Here is a 3,420-nt window from a genome sequence, read left to right as displayed (position 1 = left end):
ATGGGATTCAATATAACCGGCGACCGCTGGGTCCAGCAGCTCGCCGATGTCCTGCCTGCCTGTCAGCCGCGCACGGATGTCCGTGGCGCTCTCGGGCATCTGCGGCAGCTGCAGCAGCTCGACGCGCACGCCCGGCAGCGCGCGCAGCCGGGCCAGGCCCTCGCCCGTGCCCCGGCCCGCCACGGCGAGCACGGCCAGCGCGGCGATCTCCTGCCAGGCATGCCAGCCCGTGAAGCTCGCGGCCTGGTCCTCGCCCATCAGCAGGTAGAGCTGCGCGCCGGGATACTCGGCCTGCAGCTCGCGCAGCGTGTCGACGCTGTAGGTCGCGCCGGTGCGCCGCAGTTCGCGCTCGTCCACCTGCGCCGCCGGCAGCGCGGCAAAGGCCAGCCGCGTCATGGCCAGCCTGTCCTCGGCCGGCGAAAGGGTACGCGTCTTGTGCCAGGCATTACCGGTGGGCAGCACATGCAGGCGGTCCAGCCCGAGCTGCTGCACGGCCGCGCGCGCCAGCGCGACGTGGGCCCGGTGCGGCGGGTCGAAGGCGCCGCCGAACATGCCGACCCGGCGTGGGGTGGAACTCAAACCCAGTCCCTGCGCACCAGGAAGTGCCGCAGCAGTTCGTCCTCGCGCGAGCCGGGCTCGGGCTGCGCCTGGTAGGCCCAGCTCACCAGCGGTGGCATCGACATGAGGATGGATTCGGCCCGGCCGCCCGACTGCAGGCCGAAGTGCGTGCCGCGGTCCCACACCAGGTTGAATTCGACGTAGCGGCCGCGGCGCAGCAGTTGCCACGCGCGCTCGCGCTCGCCCCAGGGCGTGTCCTTGCGCCGCTGCAGCACCGGCAGGTAGGCGTCCAGGAACCGGTCGCCGACGGACTGCGCCAGGCCGAAGCTGCGCTCGAAGCCGTCCTCGAAGAAATCGTCGAAGAAGATGCCGCCGATGCCGCGCGGCTCGTTGCGGTGGCGGTTGAAGAAGTACTCGTCGCACCAGGTCTTGAAGCGCGGGTACTTGTCCTCGCCGAAGGGCGCCAGGCTGTCGCGGCAGACCCGGTGGAAGTGCACCGCGTCCTCCTCGAAGCCGTAGTAGGGCGTCAGGTCCATGCCGCCGCCGAACCAGTACACCGGCGGCGTATTCGCGGGCAGCGCGGCCAGCATGCGCACGTTCATGTGCACCGTGGGCGCGTACGGATTGCGCGGATGGAACACCAGCGAGACGCCCATGGCCTCGAACGAGGCGCCCACCAGCTCCGGCCGGTGCTGCGTGGCCGAAGGCGGCAGCTGCGGGCCGCGCACGTGCGAGAAGCCCACGCCCGCGCGCTCGAACACCCCGCCCTGCTCCAGGATCATGGTCACGCCTTCGCCCTGCAGCTTCTCGCCCGGCTCCTTCTTCCACGCGTCGGCGCGGAAGGCCTGGCCGTCGATCTCGGTGATGGCGTGCGTGATGCGCTGCTGCAGGCCCGTGAGCCAGGTGCGCACGGCGGTGATGTGAGCTTCCATCAGCGCCCGCCCGGCCGCCCGAAGGGCGCTGACGGCCCCCTCGGGGGGCAGCGAGTTACACGAAGTGAACGAGCGTGGGGGCTCAATGTCTTAGCCTTTCACGGCCCGGTGGCCGATGTCGCGGCGGTACTGGGCGCCGTCGAACTGGATGCCGCGCACGACCTCGTAGGCGCGCTGCTGCGCCGCCTTGACCGAATCGGCCAGCGCCGTGACGCACAGCACCCGGCCGCCCGAGGTGACGGTGGCGTTGCCCTGGGCCGCAGTGCCGGCGTGGAACACCATCGCGTCCTCCGCCTCCTTGGGCAGGCCGCGGATCGTGTCGCCCTTGCGGGGATCCATCGGATAGCCGTGGGCGGCCATCACCACGCCGAGCGCAGTGCGCCGGTCCCATTCGAGCTCGACCTGGTCGAGCGTGCCGCCCGTGGCGGCCATCATCACGTCGAACAGGTCCGACTTCAGCCGCATCATGATCGGCTGCGTCTCCGGGTCGCCCATGCGGCAGTTGAATTCCAGCGTCTTGGGCTGGCCCTTGGCGTCGATCATCAGGCCCGCGTAGAGGAAGCCGGTGTAGGGGATGCCGTCCTTTTCCATGCCGCGCAGGGTGGGCAGGATGATCTCGCGCATGGCGCGCGCATGCACGGCGGGGGTGACCACCGGGGCCGGCGAATAGGCGCCCATGCCGCCGGTGTTGGGGCCCTGGTCGCCGTCGCGCAGGCGCTTGTGGTCCTGGCTGGTGGCCAGCGGCACCGTGTTGCGGCCGTCGCACAGCACGATGAAGCTCGCTTCCTCGCCCTGCAGGAATTCCTCGATCACCACCCGGGCGCCACCGGCGTTGTGCGACACGCCCAGCTTGTCGTCCAGGAGCATGAAGTCGATCGCCTCGTGCGCCTCGGCGGCCGTCATGGCGACGACCACGCCCTTGCCTGCGGCCAGGCCGTCGGCCTTGACGACGATCGGGGCGCCCTTGCGGTCGACGTAGGCATGGGCCTGGGCCGCATCGGTGAACGCCTCGTACTCCGCGGTGGGGATCCGGTGGCGCGCCATGAAGGCCTTGGCGAAGGCCTTGGAGCTTTCGAGCTGCGCGGCCGCCTGCGTCGGCCCGAAGATGCGCAGCCCATGGGTGCGGAAGTCGTCCACCACGCCGGCCGCCAGCGGGGCCTCGGGGCCGACCACGGTGAGCGCGATCTTCTCCTTCAGCGCCCAGTCACGCAGTTGCCGCAGGTCCGCGATCGCGACGTTCTCCAGCCGCGGATCGAGCGCGGTGCCGCCGTTGCCGGGCGCAACGTAGACCGCCTGCACCTTGGGCGACTGCGCCAGCTTCCAGGCCAGCGCGTGCTCGCGGCCGCCGCCGCCGATGACCAGGACTTTCACTTCGCCCTCCGACGGGCCGCCGCTAGGAGGGCGACCGCCCCCGCGGGGGGCAGCGACGACACGTAGTGCGGAGCGTGGGGGCTCATTGTTCCTCGATTTCCGCGTTGTGGTAGACGGCCTGCACGTCGTCGAGGTCTTCCAGCAGGTCGACCAGCTTCTGCATGCGCGCGGCATCCTCGCCCGTGAGCTCGATCGTGTTCTCCGGCCGCATGGTCACTTCCGCGACTTCGGGCTTCAGGCCCGCGGCCTCGAGGGCATTGCGGACCTTCTCGAACTCGCCGGACGCCGTCAGCACCTCGATGGCGCCGTCGTCGTCCGCGATCACGTCGTCGGCGCCGGCTTCCAGCGCCACCTCCATCACCTTGTCCTCGCTGGTGCCGGGGGCGAAGATCAGCTGGCCGCAGTGCTTGAACTGGAAGGCCACCGAGCCTTCCGTGCCCATGTTGCCGCCGTGCTTGCTGAAGGTGTGGCGCACCTCCGCCACGGTGCGGACCTTGTTGTCCGTCATGGTGTCGACGATGATGGCCGCGCCGCCGATGCCGTAGCCCTCGTAGCGGAT

General features: G+C 70.5%; 4 protein-coding genes. All 4 read right to left on the bottom strand.

Features of this window, described 5'->3' with window-relative positions; translation table 11 throughout:
* Nucleotides 1-579: nicotinate (nicotinamide) nucleotide adenylyltransferase (gene nadD, locus VFM98_RS05090; RefSeq protein WP_325108814.1), on the bottom strand; the 579-nt coding region annotated here is incomplete at its 3' end.
* Nucleotides 576-1,490, bottom strand: a complete 915-nt coding sequence (gene hemF, locus VFM98_RS05085) for an oxygen-dependent coproporphyrinogen oxidase (protein ID WP_325108813.1) — start codon at nt 1,488-1,490, stop codon at nt 576-578. The genes hemF and nadD, both read right to left, overlap by 4 nt.
* Nucleotides 1,491-1,580: 90 nt before the next feature.
* The gene (gene purD / locus VFM98_RS05080) at nt 1,581-2,861 is read right to left on the bottom strand and encodes a phosphoribosylamine--glycine ligase (protein WP_325108812.1); all 1,281 of its coding nucleotides are present in this window, start codon (nt 2,859-2,861) and stop codon (nt 1,581-1,583) included.
* An 82-nt stretch (nt 2,862-2,943) separates the two neighbouring features.
* A partial coding sequence (locus VFM98_RS05075; RefSeq protein WP_325108811.1) for a YebC/PmpR family DNA-binding transcriptional regulator occupies nt 2,944-3,420 on the bottom strand: 477 nt, incomplete at its 5' end.

It is taken from the genome of Ramlibacter sp. (assembly GCF_035706265.1).
GTDB lineage: Bacteria > Pseudomonadota > Gammaproteobacteria > Burkholderiales > Burkholderiaceae_C > Ramlibacter.
Note: the sequence above shows the minus strand (reverse complement) of the source record. Positions and strands in the feature narration are given on the sequence as shown.